15 protein-coding genes and 1 tRNA gene are annotated in these 19,167 nt (G+C 40.2%); 5 read left to right on the forward strand and 11 right to left on the reverse strand.

Annotated elements, in window-relative coordinates; genetic code table 11:
- Position 1: 1 nt before the first annotated feature.
- The 5 genes from hyfE to DPV95_RS08055 are packed head-to-tail and all read right to left on the reverse strand — an operon-like array spanning position 2 to position 5,744.
- Positions 2-640 carry a hydrogenase 4 membrane subunit gene (gene hyfE, locus DPV95_RS08035; RefSeq protein WP_005700907.1) on the reverse strand — a complete coding sequence of 213 codons (639 nt, stop codon included), beginning with the start codon at positions 638-640 and terminating at the stop codon, positions 2-4.
- A 15-nt stretch (positions 641-655) separates the two neighbouring features.
- Positions 656-2,101, reverse strand: a complete 1,446-nt coding sequence (locus DPV95_RS08040; protein WP_111406911.1) for a hydrogenase 4 subunit D — start codon at positions 2,099-2,101, stop codon at positions 656-658.
- A gap of 11 nt (positions 2,102-2,112) precedes the next feature.
- Positions 2,113-3,075 (reverse strand): respiratory chain complex I subunit 1 family protein, encoded by a 963-nt coding sequence (locus tag DPV95_RS08045; protein WP_049375572.1) that lies wholly within the window; start codon positions 3,073-3,075, stop codon positions 2,113-2,115.
- A gap of 10 nt (positions 3,076-3,085) precedes the next feature.
- Positions 3,086-5,107: a hydrogenase 4 subunit B gene (gene hyfB / locus DPV95_RS08050; protein ID WP_111406912.1), complete on the reverse strand. Its 2,022-nt coding sequence runs from the start codon at positions 5,105-5,107 to the stop codon at positions 3,086-3,088.
- Between the two features lie 37 nt (positions 5,108-5,144).
- Positions 5,145-5,744 (reverse strand): 4Fe-4S dicluster domain-containing protein, encoded by a 600-nt coding sequence (locus tag DPV95_RS08055; RefSeq protein ID WP_014065505.1) that lies wholly within the window; start codon positions 5,742-5,744, stop codon positions 5,145-5,147.
- 346 nt (positions 5,745-6,090) lie between these two features.
- Here DPV95_RS08055 and hybG point away from each other — a divergent pair, with 346 nt between their 5' ends.
- Positions 6,091-6,366: a hydrogenase maturation factor HybG gene (gene hybG / locus DPV95_RS08060; RefSeq protein ID WP_049370791.1), complete on the forward strand. Its 276-nt coding sequence runs from the start codon at positions 6,091-6,093 to the stop codon at positions 6,364-6,366.
- Positions 6,367-6,379: 13 nt separating this feature from the next.
- The gene (gene hypF / locus DPV95_RS08065; protein ID WP_065242685.1) at positions 6,380-8,647 is read left to right on the forward strand and encodes a carbamoyltransferase HypF; all 2,268 of its coding nucleotides are present in this window, start codon (positions 6,380-6,382) and stop codon (positions 8,645-8,647) included.
- 77 nt (positions 8,648-8,724) lie between these two features.
- Here the strand turns inward: hypF and DPV95_RS08070 are convergent, their stop codons facing one another.
- Together DPV95_RS08070 and aroG are read right to left on the reverse strand one after the other, a co-directional pair.
- Positions 8,725-9,642, reverse strand: coding sequence for a LysO family transporter (locus tag DPV95_RS08070; RefSeq protein ID WP_176697430.1), 918 nt, complete (start codon positions 9,640-9,642; stop codon positions 8,725-8,727).
- 123 nt (positions 9,643-9,765) lie between these two features.
- A complete protein-coding gene (gene aroG / locus DPV95_RS08075) occupies positions 9,766-10,857 on the reverse strand; it encodes a 3-deoxy-7-phosphoheptulonate synthase AroG (protein WP_049367951.1) in 1,092 nt (363 codons plus the stop codon).
- A gap of 416 nt (positions 10,858-11,273) precedes the next feature.
- Here aroG and DPV95_RS08080 point away from each other — a divergent pair, with 416 nt between their 5' ends.
- Positions 11,274-12,665, forward strand: a complete 1,392-nt coding sequence (locus DPV95_RS08080) for a DegQ family serine endoprotease (protein WP_049367950.1) — start codon at positions 11,274-11,276, stop codon at positions 12,663-12,665.
- Between the two features lie 36 nt (positions 12,666-12,701).
- On the opposite strand, the gene uvrB is transcribed toward DPV95_RS08080, so the two are convergent.
- Positions 12,702-14,738 (reverse strand): excinuclease ABC subunit UvrB, encoded by a 2,037-nt coding sequence (uvrB, locus tag DPV95_RS08085; RefSeq protein ID WP_049367949.1) that lies wholly within the window; start codon positions 14,736-14,738, stop codon positions 12,702-12,704.
- A 400-nt stretch (positions 14,739-15,138) separates the two neighbouring features.
- Between uvrB and DPV95_RS08090 the strand changes: the two genes are divergently transcribed.
- Positions 15,139-15,214: transfer RNA gene (locus DPV95_RS08090), tRNA-Asn, on the forward strand.
- A 132-nt stretch (positions 15,215-15,346) separates the two neighbouring features.
- Here DPV95_RS08090 and DPV95_RS08095 read toward each other — a convergent pair.
- Together DPV95_RS08095 and xthA are read right to left on the reverse strand one after the other, a co-directional pair.
- The gene (locus DPV95_RS08095; RefSeq protein WP_049366992.1) at positions 15,347-16,120 is read right to left on the reverse strand and encodes a TIGR01619 family protein; all 774 of its coding nucleotides are present in this window, start codon (positions 16,118-16,120) and stop codon (positions 15,347-15,349) included.
- A gap of 9 nt (positions 16,121-16,129) precedes the next feature.
- On the reverse strand, positions 16,130-16,933 hold the full coding sequence (gene xthA, locus DPV95_RS08100; protein ID WP_049366993.1) for an exodeoxyribonuclease III: 804 nt from the start codon (positions 16,931-16,933) through the stop codon (positions 16,130-16,132).
- A gap of 232 nt (positions 16,934-17,165) precedes the next feature.
- On the opposite strand from xthA, the gene DPV95_RS08105 reads away from it, so the two are divergent.
- On the forward strand, positions 17,166-18,476 hold the full coding sequence (locus DPV95_RS08105; protein ID WP_049366994.1) for a cation:proton antiporter: 1,311 nt from the start codon (positions 17,166-17,168) through the stop codon (positions 18,474-18,476).
- Positions 18,477-18,486: 10 nt separating this feature from the next.
- Here the strand turns inward: DPV95_RS08105 and DPV95_RS08110 are convergent, their stop codons facing one another.
- Entirely contained in the window at positions 18,487-19,164 is a 678-nt protein-coding gene (locus tag DPV95_RS08110) for a TIGR01621 family pseudouridine synthase (protein ID WP_049366995.1), read from the reverse strand.
- Between the last annotated feature and the right edge of the window lie 3 nt (positions 19,165-19,167).

Consider the following 19,167-nt stretch of genomic DNA (forward strand, 5'->3'; position numbering starts at 1 on the left):
GTTACCCCTTCAAACTCATAAGTTGTTTGGCATCTAATGAATGGAATGTACGGTAAATTTTGTTCACCAACACCACCATTATGATGACGGCAAAGATAGCATCTGTGGCAATTCCGATTTCCACTAACTCAGGTGCTTTGTTTGCCAATAAGGCTAATGTGAGATGAGAACCGTTTTCCATCAAACAATAACCGAACACTTGTTTCACGATATTGCGTTGGCTGACGATGCACACCAAACCTAACAAGAAGTGACTTAATGACACGGACAGCGCCGGTTTAAGATGTGCAACCAACGGCAAATCGATTGGGATGACTACAAAATAGCACAATGTCACTATCACTGCTGTGATCGGGATCAACCAAGCGACATTAATTCCGACAGGTGTTTGATTCTCGTCAATTTTTTTCATGGCATAGACTAAAATCATCGGTACTAAAATCACTTTGGTAATAAATGCACTGATTGACCACATATAAAGTTCATGGGCTTGCATTTCATAGGCAAGATATACAAACAGCAATACCAATACCAAAGATTGCAAGCTATAAAATAACGCAGCTTTTTTGGCGGTTCGCACCATAATTACGCAAAGAGAGGTAATAATGAGTAAACACGCAAGACCATTTATCATTAACATAGATTCCTCCTTAACCTAACCGGCCAAACCCAGCCAATATGCGACAATAAAACTGGAGCAGACGGACATCACCATGAGAACGACTAATACAACGCTCATTGAAAGTGTTATCGGTTGTGCTTTGGCTACCGCTTCCGACGGTTTACCGATCACACATTGTCCGAATTTATACAACAACCACACGAATGTCGCGGTAGATTCAATTAAAGCAAGTACCATCAACCAAGTGATCCAGCCATATTCATGGCCTAATTCAAACCCGGCAGCGAATAACGGATATTTACTGAAGAATCCGTTAAACGGTGGCACCCCAGCAATAGCTAAAGCCGCAACACCGAATCCTGCACCAACCACTGGCATGGTACGCATAATACCTTGTAACAATGGCATAGAGCGGGTTCCGGTGGCATAACTTAACGAACCGGCAACCAAGAAGAACAAACTCTTCGCGAAAGCATGGTTGAAGATGTAGCTAATCGCTGCCACAAAGGCCAATTTAGAGCCTAATGCAGCAAGAGAAATCCCAATGAAAATATAAGAAAGTTGGGTAATGGTTGAATACGCCAATAAACGTTTTAAATCTGTTTGTGGCAAGTACATCAAGAAACCGTAAATTAAGGTAATCATCGCCATGATGATGCCCACCTCACCCACAATATGTGGAATATCACCGGCGGACATAACAGAACGAGCGAAAATATATACCCCAACTTTCACCATAGACGCAGCGTGCAAATACGCACTCACCGGTGTTGGTGCTTCCATCGCATTAGGCAACCAAATTTGCATTGGTAATTGTGCTGATTTACCCCACGCAGCAAACATCACACCGAATAACACGATGGTTTTCGCACTCGGATCTAAATGTTCTAACGCAGTGATAGAGAAAGTACCTGATTGGCTGAATAAATAGGCTGCGGCAATATATAACCCAATTGCCCCCACGTGGGTGATAATCAAGGCTTTCATTGCGGCTGCTTGAGCTTTTGGTGTTTGGTAATAACTGATTAATGCCCAAGAACATCCCCCAGTAATTTCGAAGAACAATAATTGTCCTGCTAAAGTTGAGGAATACACCAAGCCCGCCATGGCACCGATAAAGATGAGCAAGAATGCATAAAAACGTGGTAACCCATTATGTGGGTGTTCACGGTTTTTATCGGTTAAGTAACCACAAGAATATAAGCAGATTAAGAAACCTAAGGCCACAACGGCAAAGGCAATTAATGTACTGACTGCATCAAGCGTTACACCAAAGATCGCGGTTTTATCAAAAGCGACGATGTCATAAGTGACGCTTTGATGACCATCGGCAAACCATTGTCCTGCGACTAACAAGGTGCCCAGCGTAGTAAGCGCAGCAAATACTGTGGCAATTTGAGCAAAATGTTTTTTGTTCAAACCGACAATAAACGCTCCTACGAAAGGTAAAATGATTGTAATCAGAGCTAAACGTTCCATATTTGTCCTCCTTACAACCCAGTGAAGTAAAATACAAACGCCAACACAGAAATGCCGAAGCCGACCACGGTTAAACGTCCTGTTAACATAAAGCGGGTACGAGAAAGTGTGTTTTCAAAGACACAAGCCAATACGAACACCACTAATAATTTCACGAAGAATAAAATACCACCTAAAATGACCGCACTTAAGCTCATCTCTGTCGGGATACCGAAAGGAAGCAACACGCTCACAAAGATAGAGGCTACAACCATAGATTTTAAACTTAAGCCGATTTTTAATAAGGCGAGTGCTGGACCAGAATATTCAGTCAATGGACCTTCTTGTAATTCTTGTTCTGCTTCTGCCAAATCAAATGGAATTTTACCCATTTCAATAAATACGGCGAAGAATGCTGCAGCGATAGCAATCACTGTCGCAATTGGATATTGCCAAGTGTTTTCGGAAAGCGCATTACCGATAACCGCAAAATTGGTTGAACCGGCAATTAACGCAATGACAAGGAATGCCAACATGAGAATTGGCTCTACCAAGACTCCTAATGTGACTTCACGACTTGCCCCTAAACTTGAGAATGTGCTGTTTGAATCCAAACCCGCAATTGAAAAGAAGAAACGGAACAAGGCGAATAAGTAAATCACGGTGATTAAATCACTGCCAGCGCCAAATGGTGCAACACGAGTAAATAAAGGCAAACTCATGGCGACTACCATCACGGTACTAATTAGCACATAAGGCATCACTTTAGAAACCCAACCCGCATTGTCAGGCCAAATGTTTTGACGTTTCATTAATTTCGCAATATCGCGATAATCTTGTAACACGCCAGGACCGCGACGAGATTGAATACGCGCACGGATCATACGTGAAATACCGGAAAATAACGGTGCAAGGACAAGCAAAATCAAGGCTTGCACGATGGCAAAAACAAACATTCCGGCAGATGTTGCAATTTCTGAAGGTAACGTAATCATTTTCAACCTCCTACATCAACGCAATGGAAAGTAGTATTGCCACCAAGGCAATCACGAAGTACACGCAGTACACACGGAAGTCACCTTGTTGCAACCATTGGATTTTTGTTCCTAACCACGGAATAAAACGAGCGATAGGCATCGTCATTTTTTCTTCCCAGAAAGGTTCAGCTTTTGTTGCGCCTTTAATTACCGCTTGGATGCCTTTATCTCCTAAAGGTGCAGGATCCAACACTTCACGCAAGGTATAAAGTGATTTGAAAATCGTACGTAACGGACGAGTGAAACTACCTGCAGAGGCAGCCATATCTTGTTCATAAGCATAACCACAAGCCCATGGATTGCCTTTTGCACGATCGGATAAACGTTGATTTTTGGTGAACGCATAGAAACTAAATGGCAAGAAGAAAAATGCCAATAACATGATAGTCACCATTGGTGTTGAAAGTGTAGTATGTGGTTCAGCTTGTGCAACCACTACTCCATTTTGAGCCAACATGAACGGTTCGCTATGAGCAAGTGCGGTCGAAATTTTCGCAATTATTGGGGTTACCACAGATGCACCCACACCTAACAACACACAACATAAGGCCAACACTGCCATGGCAATCACCATTGGTTTTGGTACTTCGCGTGCATTAGCTGCTTTTTCACTACGTGGTGCACCACCGAAGCTGATACCGTACACTTTCACGAAACAAAGAGCCGCTAACGCACCTGTTAATGCCAACATAATGATGGCAATTGGACCGGCAAGTTTTAATACGAAAACATCACTTTGGCTTAAGGTGAATAAAGATTGATAAGTAAACCATTCACTGACAAAACCGTTAAACGGTGGCAATGCAGAGATCGCCATGGTACCAATTAAAAAACAGAATGCAGTGTAAGGCATAAGTTTGCCTAAGCCGCCCATTAAGTCCATGTCTTTAGTATGCAAGCGATACATTACTGAACCTGCACCTAAGAATAACAAGCCTTTGAATACAGCATGGTTAAGTAAGTGATATAAACCACCAAGTAATCCCACGGTTGCCAACACTGGATGATGTGTCGCGATACCAATCATACCGACGCCCACACCCATCATAATGATACCGATATTTTCTACTGTGTGATAAGCCAAGAGTTTTTTGATGTCATGTTCTGCCAAGGCATAAAGAACGCCAAGTACGGAAGATACCGCACCGAAACCGAGTACGATAACGCCATACCAAACATTGGTAGAACCGAGAAGATCGACACCGACTTTAATGATCCCGAAGATACCGATTTTAACCATCACACCAGACATCATCGCTGATGCATGAGAAGGTGCAGCCGGGTGAGCTTTCGGTAACCAGCTGTGTAATGGAATCATCCCCGCTTTGGCACCAAAACCTAAAAATGCCAAAATAAAGGCAGTAAAGGCAAGCGGTGCCGGTAAAGTGGTTTGACGGAATGCGCTAAATTCAAAACTACCGGCATAGCAGTAGAAAATGAAGAAGGCGATCATAATTAATACCGAACCGGCATGTGCAATAAAGAAATAAAGCAAGCCTGCATTTACAGCATTGTCATCTTGTTCGGTAAGGACTAAGAAATAAGATGCCAATGACATCATTTCAAAGAATACAAGGAAGTAGAACGCATTATCGCTGGTAACTAACGCAACCATGGAAGCGATAAATAAATTCATAAAGAACCCCATAGAACCAGCGCCTTTACCTTTGTATTCTTTCACATAAGAGAAAGAATAAAGTGCGGTCACAATCACTAATAAAGAAATGACACACACCATAAACGCCGCCAATCCATCAATACGGATGGAAAATGAGGCAAATTCAAATGGGGTTTTAAAAACATCAACGACTGTGTCGCTGCTGATCAGAACGGGGATGCAGGCAACAATACCTAACACTCCAGCAAGTACACCGGTCACGCCGGATATATTGATTGAAAGTTGTTCGTTTCGTCTCACTGCGAGCGAAATAAACGCACCTACGACATAAATCAACAGGGTCGTGATGAGTAAATTGATAGGTAAACTCATAATATCACTCCATTGATTACAAGTTAAAACACACTAATTATCTTGGAATAGCAGGCGAAGAAACCATTGCCATTTCACGTTTTCTTTCGTTAGCCTGCTTGATACTCTCATCACTAATAATAAATAATGTTTTGGTCGGACAGGTTTGTACACAAGCCGGACCATCTTCACGGAAATAGCAAAGATCGCATTTCACCGCAATAGCTTTCACGCCAGGTTGCCATGCCAGCATATTGTGTAAATCCGTATTATCTGGTGCAGTACGAATATCTCGTTTTACCGCATCAGTGAAGGAGAATCCTTCATAATAGGTTGGTGCGTCAATCGGTGCAGAACCATGTTGAGTAATTGCACCGAATGGGCAAGCAATACCACAAAGTTTACAACCGATACAGAGACTTTCGTTAAGTTGAATGGTGTCATTAATGTGTGTGATTGCGTGCACCGGGCACACGGTAGCACATGGTGAATCATCACAATGACGACAGAGAATTGGCACGGTTACATCATCATTACGCATGACTTGTAAGCGTGGAAAAGATTGTAATCCGAAAGCTTTATGCACTTCGCTACAAGCGGCCATACAGGTGTTGCATCCAATGCAATCCTTCGGATCACCGATTACAAAACGATTCATACACTCCCCTCCTTGTATGTAAATAACGTTTTTTACAATAACCACTCTAGAAGTAAGGATACTCCTGTAAAAAAGTAAAGCTCAAGAACTAATTCGAAAATTTGTGATTAAGATCAAAAGATTTTCATTGTTTTTCTATTACTGTGATACACCTGTTAAATAACAGTGAAACATAATAATTTTATGTTAAAAATGTGAACAGATTTTAAACAAAAATGCAGTAGCCTTATTTAAGATATGGCTATACAAATTTAGGTGGTTACATGATAAAATTTCACACGCGCAGTACGTTTATTGAAACACAATAAACGATTCATCTCATAAACATTCTAACTAAGGACAGATTATGTGTTTAGGTATTCCGGGACAGATCATTCAAGTAGCTGACAGCGCATTACAGCTTGCTGTAGTCGATGTCTGCGGAGTAAAAAGAGAAGTTAATATTTCATTAATTTGTCAGGATGACCCAAAACCTCTGGTTGGCAAATGGGTTCTCGTACATGTGGGTTTCGCCATGACGATTATTGATGAAGAAGAAGCCAAACAGACTCAAGAAGCCTTAATTTCGATGAGCCAACTAGAACACGAAGTCGGCGATTTTCTTGGCTTAAATCAAAAATAAACAGGATTGCGTTATGCAAGGGATCGAATTACGCATAAAAGGAAAAGTTCAGGGTGTGGGGTTTCGCCCTTTTGTCTGGCTTCTGGCAAATCAATATGGATTAAATGGAGATGTCAATAATGATGGACAAGGCGTATTAATTCGTTTTGTCTCTCCACCAGCAGATGCACTCGAGCAATTTTTATCCGACCTACAAAATAAACTCCCACCTCTAGCGCAAATTACTGACGTTACTCAGCGAACCATAGATTGGCCTGACGCAGCCACAGTAACAAGCTTTACTATCCGGGAAAGCGAAAACAATCAAATGGACACGCAAATTATTCCCGATGCAGCAACCTGTCCACATTGTTTAGCTGACTTATTCGATCCCAACAATCGACGTTATCACTACCCCTTTACCAATTGTACCCATTGTGGCCCGCGTTTTACCATCATCAAGGCAATTCCTTACGACCGAAAAAACACGGCGATGTCTGTTTTTCCGCTTTGTCCACAATGTGAAAAAGAATATAAAGATCCCGGTGATCGTCGTTTTCATGCTCAACCCAATGCTTGTTCTGTTTGCGGCCCCCATATCTGGTTACAAGATCGAGAACAAACGCTTGCTACTCATGAAACCGCACTAAAACAGACCGCACTTTTATTGCAACAAGGTCACATCGTCGCGGTTAAAGGCTTAGGCGGTTTTCACCTAGCCTGTGATGCAAATAATCAAAAGGCTGTTAATTTATTACGACAACGGAAACATCGTCCGACAAAACCGTTAGCCATTATGGTGCCTGACCTGCAGTTTTTACAAGATTTAAGCGCCCAAGAAACAGAATTGCTAACCAGTAGTGCAGCGCCAATTGTACTACTAGCAAAACATAAAGTACCACATATTGCCGATAACATCGCACCAAACCTACAGGAAATCGGTGTGATGCTACCGAGCAATCCACTACAACATTTATTACTACGAGCAGTTAATCGTCCACTCGTGATGACTTCTGCGAATGCTAGCGGACAACCTCCCGTGCTGAAAAATGAATATGCTGTGGAACAATTAGCTGGCTTGGCTGATTTTTATCTTTGTCACAATCGCGATATTCTACAACGTGCCGATGATAGTCTCGTTCGTGTTGCCTTCGATGGATTAGAAACATTGCGTCGTGCTCGTGGCTATGTGCCCGATGAAATACCACTTGAAACACAAAGTGCGAAGAATGTATTGGCGTTAGGTTCCGATCTGAAAAATACATTCTGCTTACTACGTCACAATAAAGCCGTACTGAGTCAACATATTGGCGATACAGCAAATGAACAAGTGCGGTCACAATTAAGTGAAAATCTTGAATTATTTCAAAATATTTATCAATTTAAACCTGACATTATCGCTGTCGATGCTCACCCTGGCTATTTTTCATCTTCCATTGGTAAACAACTTGCCGAACAGCAACAAATCACACCAATAGAAGTTCTACATCATCATGCTCATATTGTCAGCGTAATGGTCGAGCACAATTGTAATGAACCTGTTATTGGTCTTGCTCTAGACGGTATCGGCATGGGTGAAAATGGACAACTTTGGGGGGGCGAATGCCTACTTGTTGATTATCAACATAGTCAATATTTAGGTGGTCTGCCAGCTGTTGCTCTACCTGGTGGTGATCTTGCGGCCAAACAACCTTGGCGTAACTGGCTAGCTCACCTGCATCAATTTGTGCCACAGTGGCAAGAAATACTCACAAAAACTTGCACTGAACCGAATTGGCAAATATTAGTTAATGCCATTGAGCGCGGACTCAATTGTCCACCTATATCATCTGCGGGTCGTTTATTTGATGCCGTAGCTTATGCTCTCGGTATTGCACCAACCATTGTTTCTTGGGAGGGCGAAGCTGCCTGTCATTTAGAAGCACTAGCAAACACCTCGTCTTTGGTGACACAAGCACAAAGTGCGGTCAATATTCCAGTAAAAATTCCACTTATAAGCAATAAACTGGATTTGGCGTACTTTTGGCAAAGTTGGTTGAATTACCATGCGCCTGTTGAAGATAAAGCCTTTGCCTTTCATTATGCTCTCGCCCAAGGTTTTGCTGAACTTGCTGCAAACCAAGCACGCCGGCACCAATGCCGTACTATCGTGTTATCTGGTGGTGTGATGCATAACCAACTGCTACGTCGCTTATTAAAAGAACATCTGGGCGAATTCCATGTACTGAGTGCGCATAAACTACCGATGGGTGATGGCGGACTCAGTTTAGGTCAGGCGGTTATTGCCATGCATAGAAACTGATCATCCTTAATGTTAAATATAAAAAAAAGAGTTAATCGAAAAGTGACGATTAACTCTTTTGTTTTTGTATTTCTTTTTTATAACGGAATACTGGAAAAGAAAACCAATAGTAACGGTGGCAGAATATTCGTCACAAAACCGAATGAAATCGCAATTGGCGTGACTTCAATACCTCCTGCTTTTTGAATAATTGGCAAGGTACAATCTATTGCTGTCGCACCCGTAATCCCAATTGCAGTCGAACGGAAATTACGCATAAATAATGGGATCACAAATAAGCTGACAATTTCACGGGATAAGTCATTAAAAAAGGCAATACTGCCCGGCACTGGTCCCCATGCATTGGTCAATACTACACTAGATAACGAATACCAACCCATTCCAGAGGCAAATGCCAGCCCTTGTGTAATTGGCATAGCCAAAACGAAAGCAGCAATGATACCACCTAATAATGAAGTAAAAGTAAACACCATCCCTGTTTGGAAACCTCGTTTATTGAAAAGGGCCTCTTTTAAGGAAATACCGTTATTTCTTAGCTGAATCCCCACAAAGAAAATCAGTACGATCAATACATACAGATTAATTCCGGTAGGCAACATGAGATAGGATTTGAATAAGAAACCACAAAGGGTGCCGATCACTACCGTGCCGGAAAGTTTGAGTGAGTCAATTAAGGAGTGCCAACGAGAATCAATTTTACCTTGTGATTTAAGTGGCTCAGCGGGGTTAAAGCGGTCATAAAGCATCAAACCAACCATATTAGATCCCAAAATGATCGCAGACAGTGTCACCGCAGTTGTGCCAATAATCGGCAGTTTATGCTCTAAATCATCTAACTGACCAAGTAAATAGCCCATTAAGAAAAGAATAATATAAAGCAAAAACATCACGATATGATTTATTTTTGCAATATAGGATTTATTATTGACCTTTAATAAATAACCTAACACCATTGGTATTAAGACAATTAATAAGCCATTTATCATATCCTGCATCATACATTTCCTTTCTTATTCCATTAGAGCTAGCATACCCTTTTTATCCCATTTTTTCAAAGCGCATAAAAAAAGTGCGGTCAAAATTGACCGCACTTTTAATCATCTAAAAAATTAAATTTATTAGCCATTTACTTGGCGACGTGCTAATACAGCATCGGATAACTGTTTTAACACGATTTCTGTATCTTCCCAACCGATACAAGCATCAGTGATACTTTGCCCGTAAGTCTGAGCTTTACCATCGACTAAGTCTTGACGACCTTCAACAATATGGCTTTCTACCATGACACCGAAGATCTGTTTTGAACCGCCTGCAATTTGCTGGCAAACATCTTCACAAACTTCCATTTGTTTTTTGAATTGTTTGCTACTATTTGCATGACTGAAATCAACCATTACATGTGGAATACGACCTGATTTTTCGATCTCTACACAAACTTTTGCAATGTCTTCCGCTTTATAGTTAGGACCTTTATCCCCACCACGTAAAATGATGTGGCAGTCTTCATTTCCTTTTGTTGAAACAATAGCCGAATGGCCAAATTTTGTCACGGATAAGAAGTAATGGGAAGCTTCTGCCGCCCCCATTGCATCTAAGGCGACTTTTACGCCACCATTTGTGCCATTTTTAAAGCCTACCGCACAAGATAAGCCTGAAGCTAATTCACGATGAACTTGAGATTCAGTTGTTCTCGCACCAATTGCGCCCCAGCTCATGAAATCAGCTACATATTGTGGTGTGATCATATCTAAGAACTCACCCGCTGATGGTACGCCTAAGTTGTTAATATCTGATAATAATTTACGTGCAATACGCAAACCATCATTTAAACGATATGTATCATTTAAATAAGGATCGTTAATTAAGCCTTTCCAGCCCACTGTTGTACGCGGTTTTTCAAAGTAAACGCGCATCACCACTTCAAGTGTATCTTTATATTTATCACGTAATACTTTTAAACGTTTAGCGTAATCTAATGCCGCTTTAGGATCATGAATAGAACAAGGACCAATTACCACAAGTAAACGGTCATCTTTTCCATGAACAATATTGTGGGCATGTAAACGGGTTTCACGAACTAACTCAGCTGCTTCTTCACTTGCAGGAAATTTTTCTAATAAAGCAATGGGAGGCAATACCTGATCCACTTTTTCAATTCGGGTATCATCATTTGCAACTTTTACTTCGATTTCTTCTTTCTTCGTCGCCATATGTCACTCTCTAAATCTTAAATGTTGTGCTTAAATCTAATGGCGTTACTCTACACCCTTTTTTTGTACTAGTAAACTAGTTCATTTGAATTTATACACAATTATTATGTAATTGCGTAAAATTTGTACTTCCAAAACAGTAAAACAGGACACTATTAAATTATATTTCAGCCTTAGCTGGCAAGGATTTTGGCGTAAAAATAGGTTGTACCTGCTCCATTTAAAATAGATTATTTTTTTATCCTCTAAAATGAACAAATAAATTTAAATAAAATGTGGTCATAAAAAACAATTTCAATTCCGACCGCACTTTTTAAAATATTTTTTGAACTCCCTTGTTTTTACTGAACATTTCCCCCATTTCTTTGTCAGATTGAACACTTATTCAGTCATTTATTTTTTACTTGGAGAACTCTATGAAGAAAAAAAATTTTGTATTAACCGGCATTGCATTAGGTTTAAGCGTATTTGCGACCTCTTTATCCGCTCAAGCGGCTATTCCGAATGAAATCGTAGAACAAGGCAGCCTAGCGCCAATGTTAGAAAAAGCGCAAGCAGCAGTTGTGACTCTTTCAGTTGAAGGCAAAGCAAAAGCAAACAGCCGTTCAGCATTACCTGATGATATTCCTGAAGAATTTAAATTTTTCTTTGGTGATCAATTTGGCGAACAATTTGGTGGAAACCGTGGCTCATCACGCAACTTCCGTGGTTTAGGCTCTGGCGTGATCATCAATGCAGATAAAGGCTATGTTTTAACTAACAATCACGTGGTAGATGGTGCGGATAAAATCACCGTAAAATTACAAGATGGGCGTGAATTCAAAGCAAAACTCGTTGGAAAAGACGAACAATCTGATATCGCTTTAGTACAAATCGAAAAACCAACAAACCTCACCGCAATCAAAATGGCTGATTCCGATAAATTACGTGTAGGTGATTTTACCGTTGCTATCGGTAACCCATTTGGTTTAGGTCAAACCGTAACCTCTGGTATTGTTTCAGCACTAGGTCGCTCCACTGGTTCAGATAGCGGTGCATATGAAAACTATATTCAAACCGATGCTGCGGTAAACCGTGGTAACTCTGGTGGTGCATTATTGAATTTACAAGGTGAATTAATTGGTATCAATACCGCGATTATTTCTCCAAATGGTGGTAACGCAGGGATTGCCTTTGCAATTCCAAGCAACCAAGCAAACAATCTTGTGCAACAAATCTTAGAATTTGGTGAAGTACGCCGTGGTTTACTCGGTATTAAGGGCGGTGAATTAAATGCAGATTTAGCGAAAGCCTTTAATGTCAGTGCGCAACAAGGTGCTTTTGTGAGTGAAGTCATTCCAAATTCTGCCGCCGAAAAAGCAGGCTTAAAAGCGGGTGATGTAATTACCGCAATGAATGGTCAAAAAATCTCAAGTTTCGCCGAAATGCGTGCAAAAATCGCGACCTCTGGTGCGGGTAAAGAAATTGAACTCACTTACTTACGTGATGGCAAAACTGACAACGTAAAAGTGACTTTACAAGCAGATGATGGTTCTCAAACTGCGAGCAAAACAGAACTTCCAGCATTAGACGGTGCAACCTTAAACAACTATGATGCAAAAGGCGTAAAAGGTGTGGAAATTAGCAAAGTACAGCCAAATTCAATGGCGGCACAACGCGGTTTAAAATCGGGTGATATCATCATCGGCATCAACCGTCAGCCAATTGAAAGCACGCAAGATTTACGTAAAGCGCTAGATGAAAAACCATCTGCTGTTGCACTCAATATCTTACGCGGTAAAAACAACTTCTACTTATTGGTGCAATAAAATGAAAAAAGAGCGGTCAATTTGACCGCTCTTTTCTTATTCAGATATCATAAACTGCTCTCTCAATTGATGAAGCTGATCGCGTACTGCAGCGGCTTTTTCAAATTCGAGATCTTGAGCAAATTTATACATTTGTTGTTCCAATTTCTTAATTTGTTGTTGGAATTCTTTGGCTGATTTAGGTGCATTGTAAAGTGCGGTCGGTTCAGCTGCCGTTTTTCCACGCTGTTTCGATTTCGCTTTTTGATTTGCACCTTGACCAATATCTAACAACTCGCCGACTTTCTTATTCAATGCCTGTGGAACAATACCGTGCTCTTCATTGTATTTCATTTGTTTTTCACGACGGCGATTCGTTTCGGTAATGGCTTTTTCCATAGATTTAGTCATGCTATCAGCATACAAAATCGCTTTACCATTCAAGTTTCGAGCAGCACGACCGATGGTTTGGATTAAGGAACGCTCAGAACGCAAGAAACCTTCTTTATCCGCATCTAAAATCGCAACAAGAGAAACCTCTGGAATATCCAGCCCCTCACGTAATAAGTTGATGCCGACCAACACATCGAATTCACCTAAACGTAAATCACGGATAATCTCTACACGCTCAACAGTATCAATATCTGAATGCAGATAACGTACACGAATTCCGTGTTCGTCTAAGTAATCCGTTAAATCTTCCGCCATTTTCTTCGTTAGCGTCGTCACTAAAACTCGCTCATTTTTATCCGCTCTTTGACGCGCTTCAGACAGTAAATCATCTACTTGAATGGATACAGGACGAATTTCAATTTGTGGATCGAGCAATCCCGTTGGACGTACCACCTGATCGACAATTTCAGTACCCGATTTTTCTAACTCATAAGGGCCAGGTGTTGCAGAAACGTAAATCGTCTGCGGTGCTAAACGCTCAAACTCTTCAAAGCGTAATGGACGATTATCCAATGCTGAAGGCAAACGGAAACCATATTCCACCAAGGTTTCTTTACGAGAACGGTCACCACGATACATTCCACCAATTTGCGGCACGGTCACGTGTGATTCATCAATAATCAAAATCGCATCAGATGGCATATAATCAAATAATGTCGGAGGCGGTTCGCCTTCATTTCTGCCAGAAAGATAGCGTGAATAGTTTTCGATGCCTGAGCAATAGCCAAGCTCATTCATCATCTCAATATCAAATTGCGTACGTTGGGTTATACGCTGCTCTTCCAGCAATTTATGTTCCTTGATGAAATATTCACGGCGTTGCACAAGTTCCGCTTTGATTTTTTCAATAGCATCTAAAATACGCTCTCTTGGCGTCACATAGTGGGTTTTCGGATACACCGTAAAACGCGGAACAGCGCCAAAACTAGTACCCGTTAAAGGATCAAATAAGCTTAGGCGTTCAATTTCATCATCAAATAATTCAATTCGTACCGCACGATCGTCAGATTCCGCAGGAAAAATATCAATCACCTCACCGCGCACCCGGAATGTACCGCGCTGAAAGGCTTGATCATTTCTTGTGTATTGTAATTCCGCCAATTTCGCTAAAATCTGACGTTGATCGATAATGGCACCTTGCTGTAAATGCAACATCATCTGCAAATAGCTATCCGGATCACCCAAACCATAAATCGCGGATACAGACGCCACTACAATAGTATCTCGACGCTCTAAGAACGACTTCGTAGCCGAAAGACGCATCTGTTCAATCTGATCATTAATAGACGCATCTTTCTCGATAAAGGTATCACTACTCGGTACATAAGCTTCCGGCTGATAATAATCATAGTATGAAACGAAATATTCCACCGCGTTTTCAGGAAAGAACACCTTCATTTCCGCATAAAGCTGAGCGGCAAGGGTTTTATTTGGGGCAAGTAACATCGCCGGGCGATTTAATGTCGCTATAACATTTGCAATGGTAAATGTTTTGCCTGACCCCGTTACCCCAAGAAGTGTTTGATGGGCCAAACCATCCTCTAAATTTTCGACTAATTTTTCGATTGCTTGGGGTTGGTCACCGGACGGTTTAAAATCAGAATGAAGGATAAAAGGCTTAGTATTAATTTTCTCTGCCATAAGTGCGGTCAATTTTTTAGGTATTTTAGAAGTGGAGCTATTTTAGCACATTTATTGCTCTAAATTGAGTGATAAAAATCCAAGTTTTACACATACTTAGGTGTGTCAAGTCTTAAACACTTCAAAATTGAAAAATATTTTATTTTTTTTGCTGGACTTTATGTAACATATTGATATTTAAACAAATATAAGCAAATGACTAATAGATGAACAATTTGAGACAAAGCCAGTCTGCACCAGTGGTTGACCATTTTAAACAAAAACAATCCACAAAGTTATCCACAGGCTTTGTGGATAGCAAAAACGGTAAATTTTTTTGTGATTTTTTTCATTTTGAGTATTGACAAGCGACAGGTCGCTCATTAAAATGCGCGCCTATTCTTTGTGATACCAAATTTATTCCTCCTTAGTTCAGTCGGTAGAACGGTGGACTGTTAATCCATATGTCGCAGGTTCGAGTCCCGCAGGAGGAGCCAATTTTCTCTTTTGGTTTAGCTTTCGTTTGTCTCCTTTTACGAATCCTAAATTTGTAGCCAAAAGAATTTAAGCCCATCGTGTTGATGGGCTTTATTTTTATCTAATCTATACTGATTGAATGGATTATCAGGCTAATTTAATGATGAACGATCATCCATTAAATTATCGCATTCCCAGCCAATATAGTCGCCTGAAAACTCTATAGCTAATTTTTCAAAACGCTCTACCCAATCGAAGATCTCATTACTATCTAATGAAAGCTCTTGCTCCAATTTCACCATGAAATAAGGTTGTTCATCTTCTTCTGTTTGAATAGCTTGGCTAGAATATTTAAGAGTGTTAAAAGACACTTTTCCAAGCGTTAATTCATCCATGAAAGGGAACATTTTTTCTTCTTCATCAAAATGAAAAGTATGCTCAATCAAATAAGTATCGCTTAAATTGCGCCCTTTGCTATTCAGCATACTCAAAATCTCTTCTGTCGCATTTAATTTCATTTCCAATGGAGAAGCCAATAAGAAATCGAAATAGGTATCCCAATTGGGATCATCCTGCACATTGATTTCTGAGACAAAATCGAGTTGTTGAAGGGTTTCTTTAAGCAAAGCATCATGTTCACAATAAAAATGCATTTTTGCCTGATGGTTGCAAATAAAGTGCCCAGCAAAGAAAACATTTGGAAGTGCGGTCAATTGTGCAAGGATTTTAAAAAGACGATTAATCAATTTTTCATATTCGTCTTCATTCGGTAAACCATCCTCATCTCCCTGATAAGGCACGGTAAATTGCACAACCTTACTGAGATGTTTACCATGATAAACATCTAAATCTTCAATATTTGCGGTAAACACGGCAGGCATACCATTTACTTGTGAACGGTAATTCTGCCAATTTGCCATATCCATGCTGCTTTCCTATTTAAACTCTGCCCAGATTGGTGCGTGATCTGACGTTTTTTCCATCGCACGAATATCCAATGCAATGCCGACGTCCACGCAACGCTCTGCTAATTGATGATTCACTAAAATATGATCGATACGTAATCCACGGTTATCATCGAAACCTTTTGAGCGATAATCAAACCACGAGAACTTGTCATTGACTGTTGGATTTAATTTGCGGAACGTATCTTCCAATCCATAATCGTATAAGCGTTGATACCATTCACGCTCTTCGGGTAAGAATGAACATTTACCGGTACGTAACCAACGTTTGCGGTTTTCATCGCCGATACCAATATCCAAATCGCTTGGACTGATATTCATATCGCCCATAATTAAAACCGGATTGGCTTTATCATGATCTTGTTCTAAATAACGTTGAAGATCCGCATAAAATTTTTCTTTTGCCGGGAACTTGGTTTCATGTGCACGGCTTTCGCCTTGTGGAAAATAGCCATTAATTACCGTTAACAAACCAAATGGGGTTTCTAAATCTGCCATAATAATGCGTTTTTGCGCATCTTCATTATCGGTTGGAAAACCACGACGTACCGCTTTTGGTTCTTGTTTAGTTAATAAGGCTACACCATAGTGGCCTTTTTGCCCGTGATGAAAAACGTGATAACCCAGATTTTCAGTAATCGCATAAGGAAAATCCTCATCCGCCACTTTGATTTCTTGTAAACCAATCACATCCGGTTGGTATTTTTCAATAATTGCTTCAAGCTGATGAGGGCGGGCACGTAAGCCATTAATATTAAAAGAGATAAATTTCATTTTTGTTCCTAATGTGAAAAATTGGGTCTATTATACAAAATAATTGAAATCTTAACCGCACTTTTCCTCTTGTAACGGAAGAAGTTGCGCCTATTAATGTAATTACGCTTCAGTTGCAATCAAATAAATTTTATCCTCTGTTCTCATTAAAACTTTTCCTAAAAACGCACTTTATAAATAAAAGTAACTTGCTTATACTTACAATGTTTTTATTACTCTCTCGGATCATTTTATGAATACTTATACTTACTTGTGTTTCCTTACCACAATAGCCATTCTTATTAGTTTTATCACCCGTAAACTGAATGATAATATCCAATATACCATCGCTATCACAGCCACTTCCATGGCAGGATCACTGTTTCTCGTTTTGCTAGGTTATTTCAACTGGTTTAATTTAGATGATATTGCAACTCGTGTTATTGAACGTATTGATTTTAAAGATTTCTTATTAAATGGAATTTTAGGTTTTTTACTCTTTGCCGGAGCCTTAGGGATTAAACTTCCTGTATTAAATAATCAAAAATGGGAAATTACCACTTTCGCCCTGTTCTCAACGCTTGCCTCTACTTTCTTTATTGGTTTTCTACTTTATGGCATTGCCTTACTTTTCGGATGGCATATTGATTTAATTTACTGCATCTTATTTGGCGCACTAATATCGCCTGATGACCCTATTGCTGTACTCGCCATTATCAAAAACTTAAAAGCACCAAAACGCCTATCCATGCAGGTGGAAGGCGAATCACTTTTTAATGATGGGATTGGATTGGTGATTTTCACCACGGTTTTTGCCGTCGCATTTGGCGGACATGAACCGACAGCAAGCAGTATTCTCCATTTATTTTTTAAAGAAGCGTTAGGCGGGATTGCATTTGGATTGGTTTTAGGCCTATTTGCCCATTATTTGATTTCAGCTACAGATGATGGTTCGCTAGAAATTCTCTTAACCTTAATCGTACCAACTGCGGGCTTTATGCTTGCTAATCTCTTACACGTCTCAGGTGCATTAGCTATGGTTGTCGCGGGGATTTTAATTGGGAACTGGACAAGATACACAGGCTTTTCTCAACAAAGCCAACGCTATTTAGATCACTTTTGGGAAATGATTGATCACTTCCTCAACTCCTTACTCTTCATATTGATAGGTTTAGCGATTTTATTGATTCATGTGTCTTGGCAAGGTTTAATCTTAATTTTCCTCGCTATTCCGGTTTGCTTAATCTGTCGCTATGCAAGTGTTTGGTTGCCATTCCAAGTCATGAAACGTTACCGTAAATACAATCCTTACACCATGAAAGTGCTCACTTGGGGTGCATTACGAGGCGGATTAGCACTGGCTATGGCGCTTTCTATTCCAAGTGGTCAATTTTATATTGAAGGATTAGAAATGGATGTTCGTGATCTTATTTTAGGTATGACATATGCGGTTGTGGCATTCTCAATTCTCGTACAAGGCATGACAATTGAGACCCTAATTCGTAAATCAAAAGAAGCTACCATGCGTGAACGAGGCTATACAGGTATCGGATTAGCAAAATAATCAATAAAGTTTATTTCTTTGGCTCAGTGTTTACTGAGCCAAATTTTTGAATCTGAGACATGACACAGTCAAGATGCCACCACTCCCCTTCTTTAGGAAGAGTAAACACATCAAATGCCTGACCTTTAAATTCAAATTGCAATCTTGCAGCGTGCAAATAAGTGCGGTTAATATTTTCAGTGTTTTTACCATAAAGCAGATCCCCTAAAATTGGGCTCCCTAAGCTTTTCATCGCAACACGCAATTGATGGGTTTTACCGGTTTGTGGCTTTAAGATAAATAATCGTAAATTAGGCTCACAACTTACACTTTCAAAACGCGTAATTGCGGGATTCTCTTTTGATTGGCAAAGTTTCCAAGCTCCATTACGTGCCTTTTGCATATCTCCGATAATCAATCCCTGTTTCTTTTTCGGCTTTTGAGTACTGAGAGCAAAATAAGTCTTTTGGATACAATGTTCAGAAAAAAGTCGATAAAATTCAGCCGCACTTTCAGCATTCAATGCCAAAATGAGCAAACCTGATGTCACTTTATCTAACCGATGTACAAGCCATACTTGTGGCACATTAAGCTGCTTAGCAAGCAAAGTGGTTAAACCAATTTTACTTTGATCTTTATGCACACTTAGCCCACAAGGCTTATAAATAATGATAAAATCACCGGTCTGATAAACAATGTCTAATTTCATAAG

Origin of the sequence: Haemophilus parainfluenzae, from assembly GCF_003252755.1 — a bacterium.
GTDB lineage: Bacteria > Pseudomonadota > Gammaproteobacteria > Enterobacterales > Pasteurellaceae > Haemophilus_D > Haemophilus_D parainfluenzae_N.

Coding starts and splice junctions, on each gene's coding strand:
- hybG (WP_049370791.1), top strand. CDS start 6,091: ATGTGTTTAGGTATTCCGGGACAGATCATTCAAGTAGCTGACAGCGCA.
- DPV95_RS08045 (WP_049375572.1), bottom strand. CDS start 3,075: ATGATTACGTTACCTTCAGAAATTGCAACATCTGCCGGAATGTTTGTT.
- hypF (WP_065242685.1), top strand. CDS start 6,380: ATGCAAGGGATCGAATTACGCATAAAAGGAAAAGTTCAGGGTGTGGGG.
- xthA (WP_049366993.1), bottom strand. CDS start 16,933: ATGAAATTTATCTCTTTTAATATTAATGGCTTACGTGCCCGCCCTCAT.
- DPV95_RS08110 (WP_049366995.1), bottom strand. CDS start 19,164: ATGAAATTAGACATTGTTTATCAGACCGGTGATTTTATCATTATTTAT.
- DPV95_RS08080 (WP_049367950.1), top strand. CDS start 11,274: ATGAAGAAAAAAAATTTTGTATTAACCGGCATTGCATTAGGTTTAAGC.
- uvrB (WP_049367949.1), bottom strand. CDS start 14,738: ATGGCAGAGAAAATTAATACTAAGCCTTTTATCCTTCATTCTGATTTT.
- DPV95_RS08040 (WP_111406911.1), bottom strand. CDS start 2,101: ATGGAACGTTTAGCTCTGATTACAATCATTTTACCTTTCGTAGGAGCG.
- DPV95_RS08095 (WP_049366992.1), bottom strand. CDS start 16,120: ATGGATATGGCAAATTGGCAGAATTACCGTTCACAAGTAAATGGTATG.
- aroG (WP_049367951.1), bottom strand. CDS start 10,857: ATGGCGACGAAGAAAGAAGAAATCGAAGTAAAAGTTGCAAATGATGAT.
- hyfB (WP_111406912.1), bottom strand. CDS start 5,107: ATGAGTTTACCTATCAATTTACTCATCACGACCCTGTTGATTTATGTC.
- DPV95_RS08070 (WP_176697430.1), bottom strand. CDS start 9,642: ATGCAGGATATGATAAATGGCTTATTAATTGTCTTAATACCAATGGTG.
- DPV95_RS08055 (WP_014065505.1), bottom strand. CDS start 5,744: ATGAATCGTTTTGTAATCGGTGATCCGAAGGATTGCATTGGATGCAAC.
- hyfE (WP_005700907.1), bottom strand. CDS start 640: ATGTTAATGATAAATGGTCTTGCGTGTTTACTCATTATTACCTCTCTT.
- DPV95_RS08105 (WP_049366994.1), top strand. CDS start 17,166: ATGAATACTTATACTTACTTGTGTTTCCTTACCACAATAGCCATTCTT.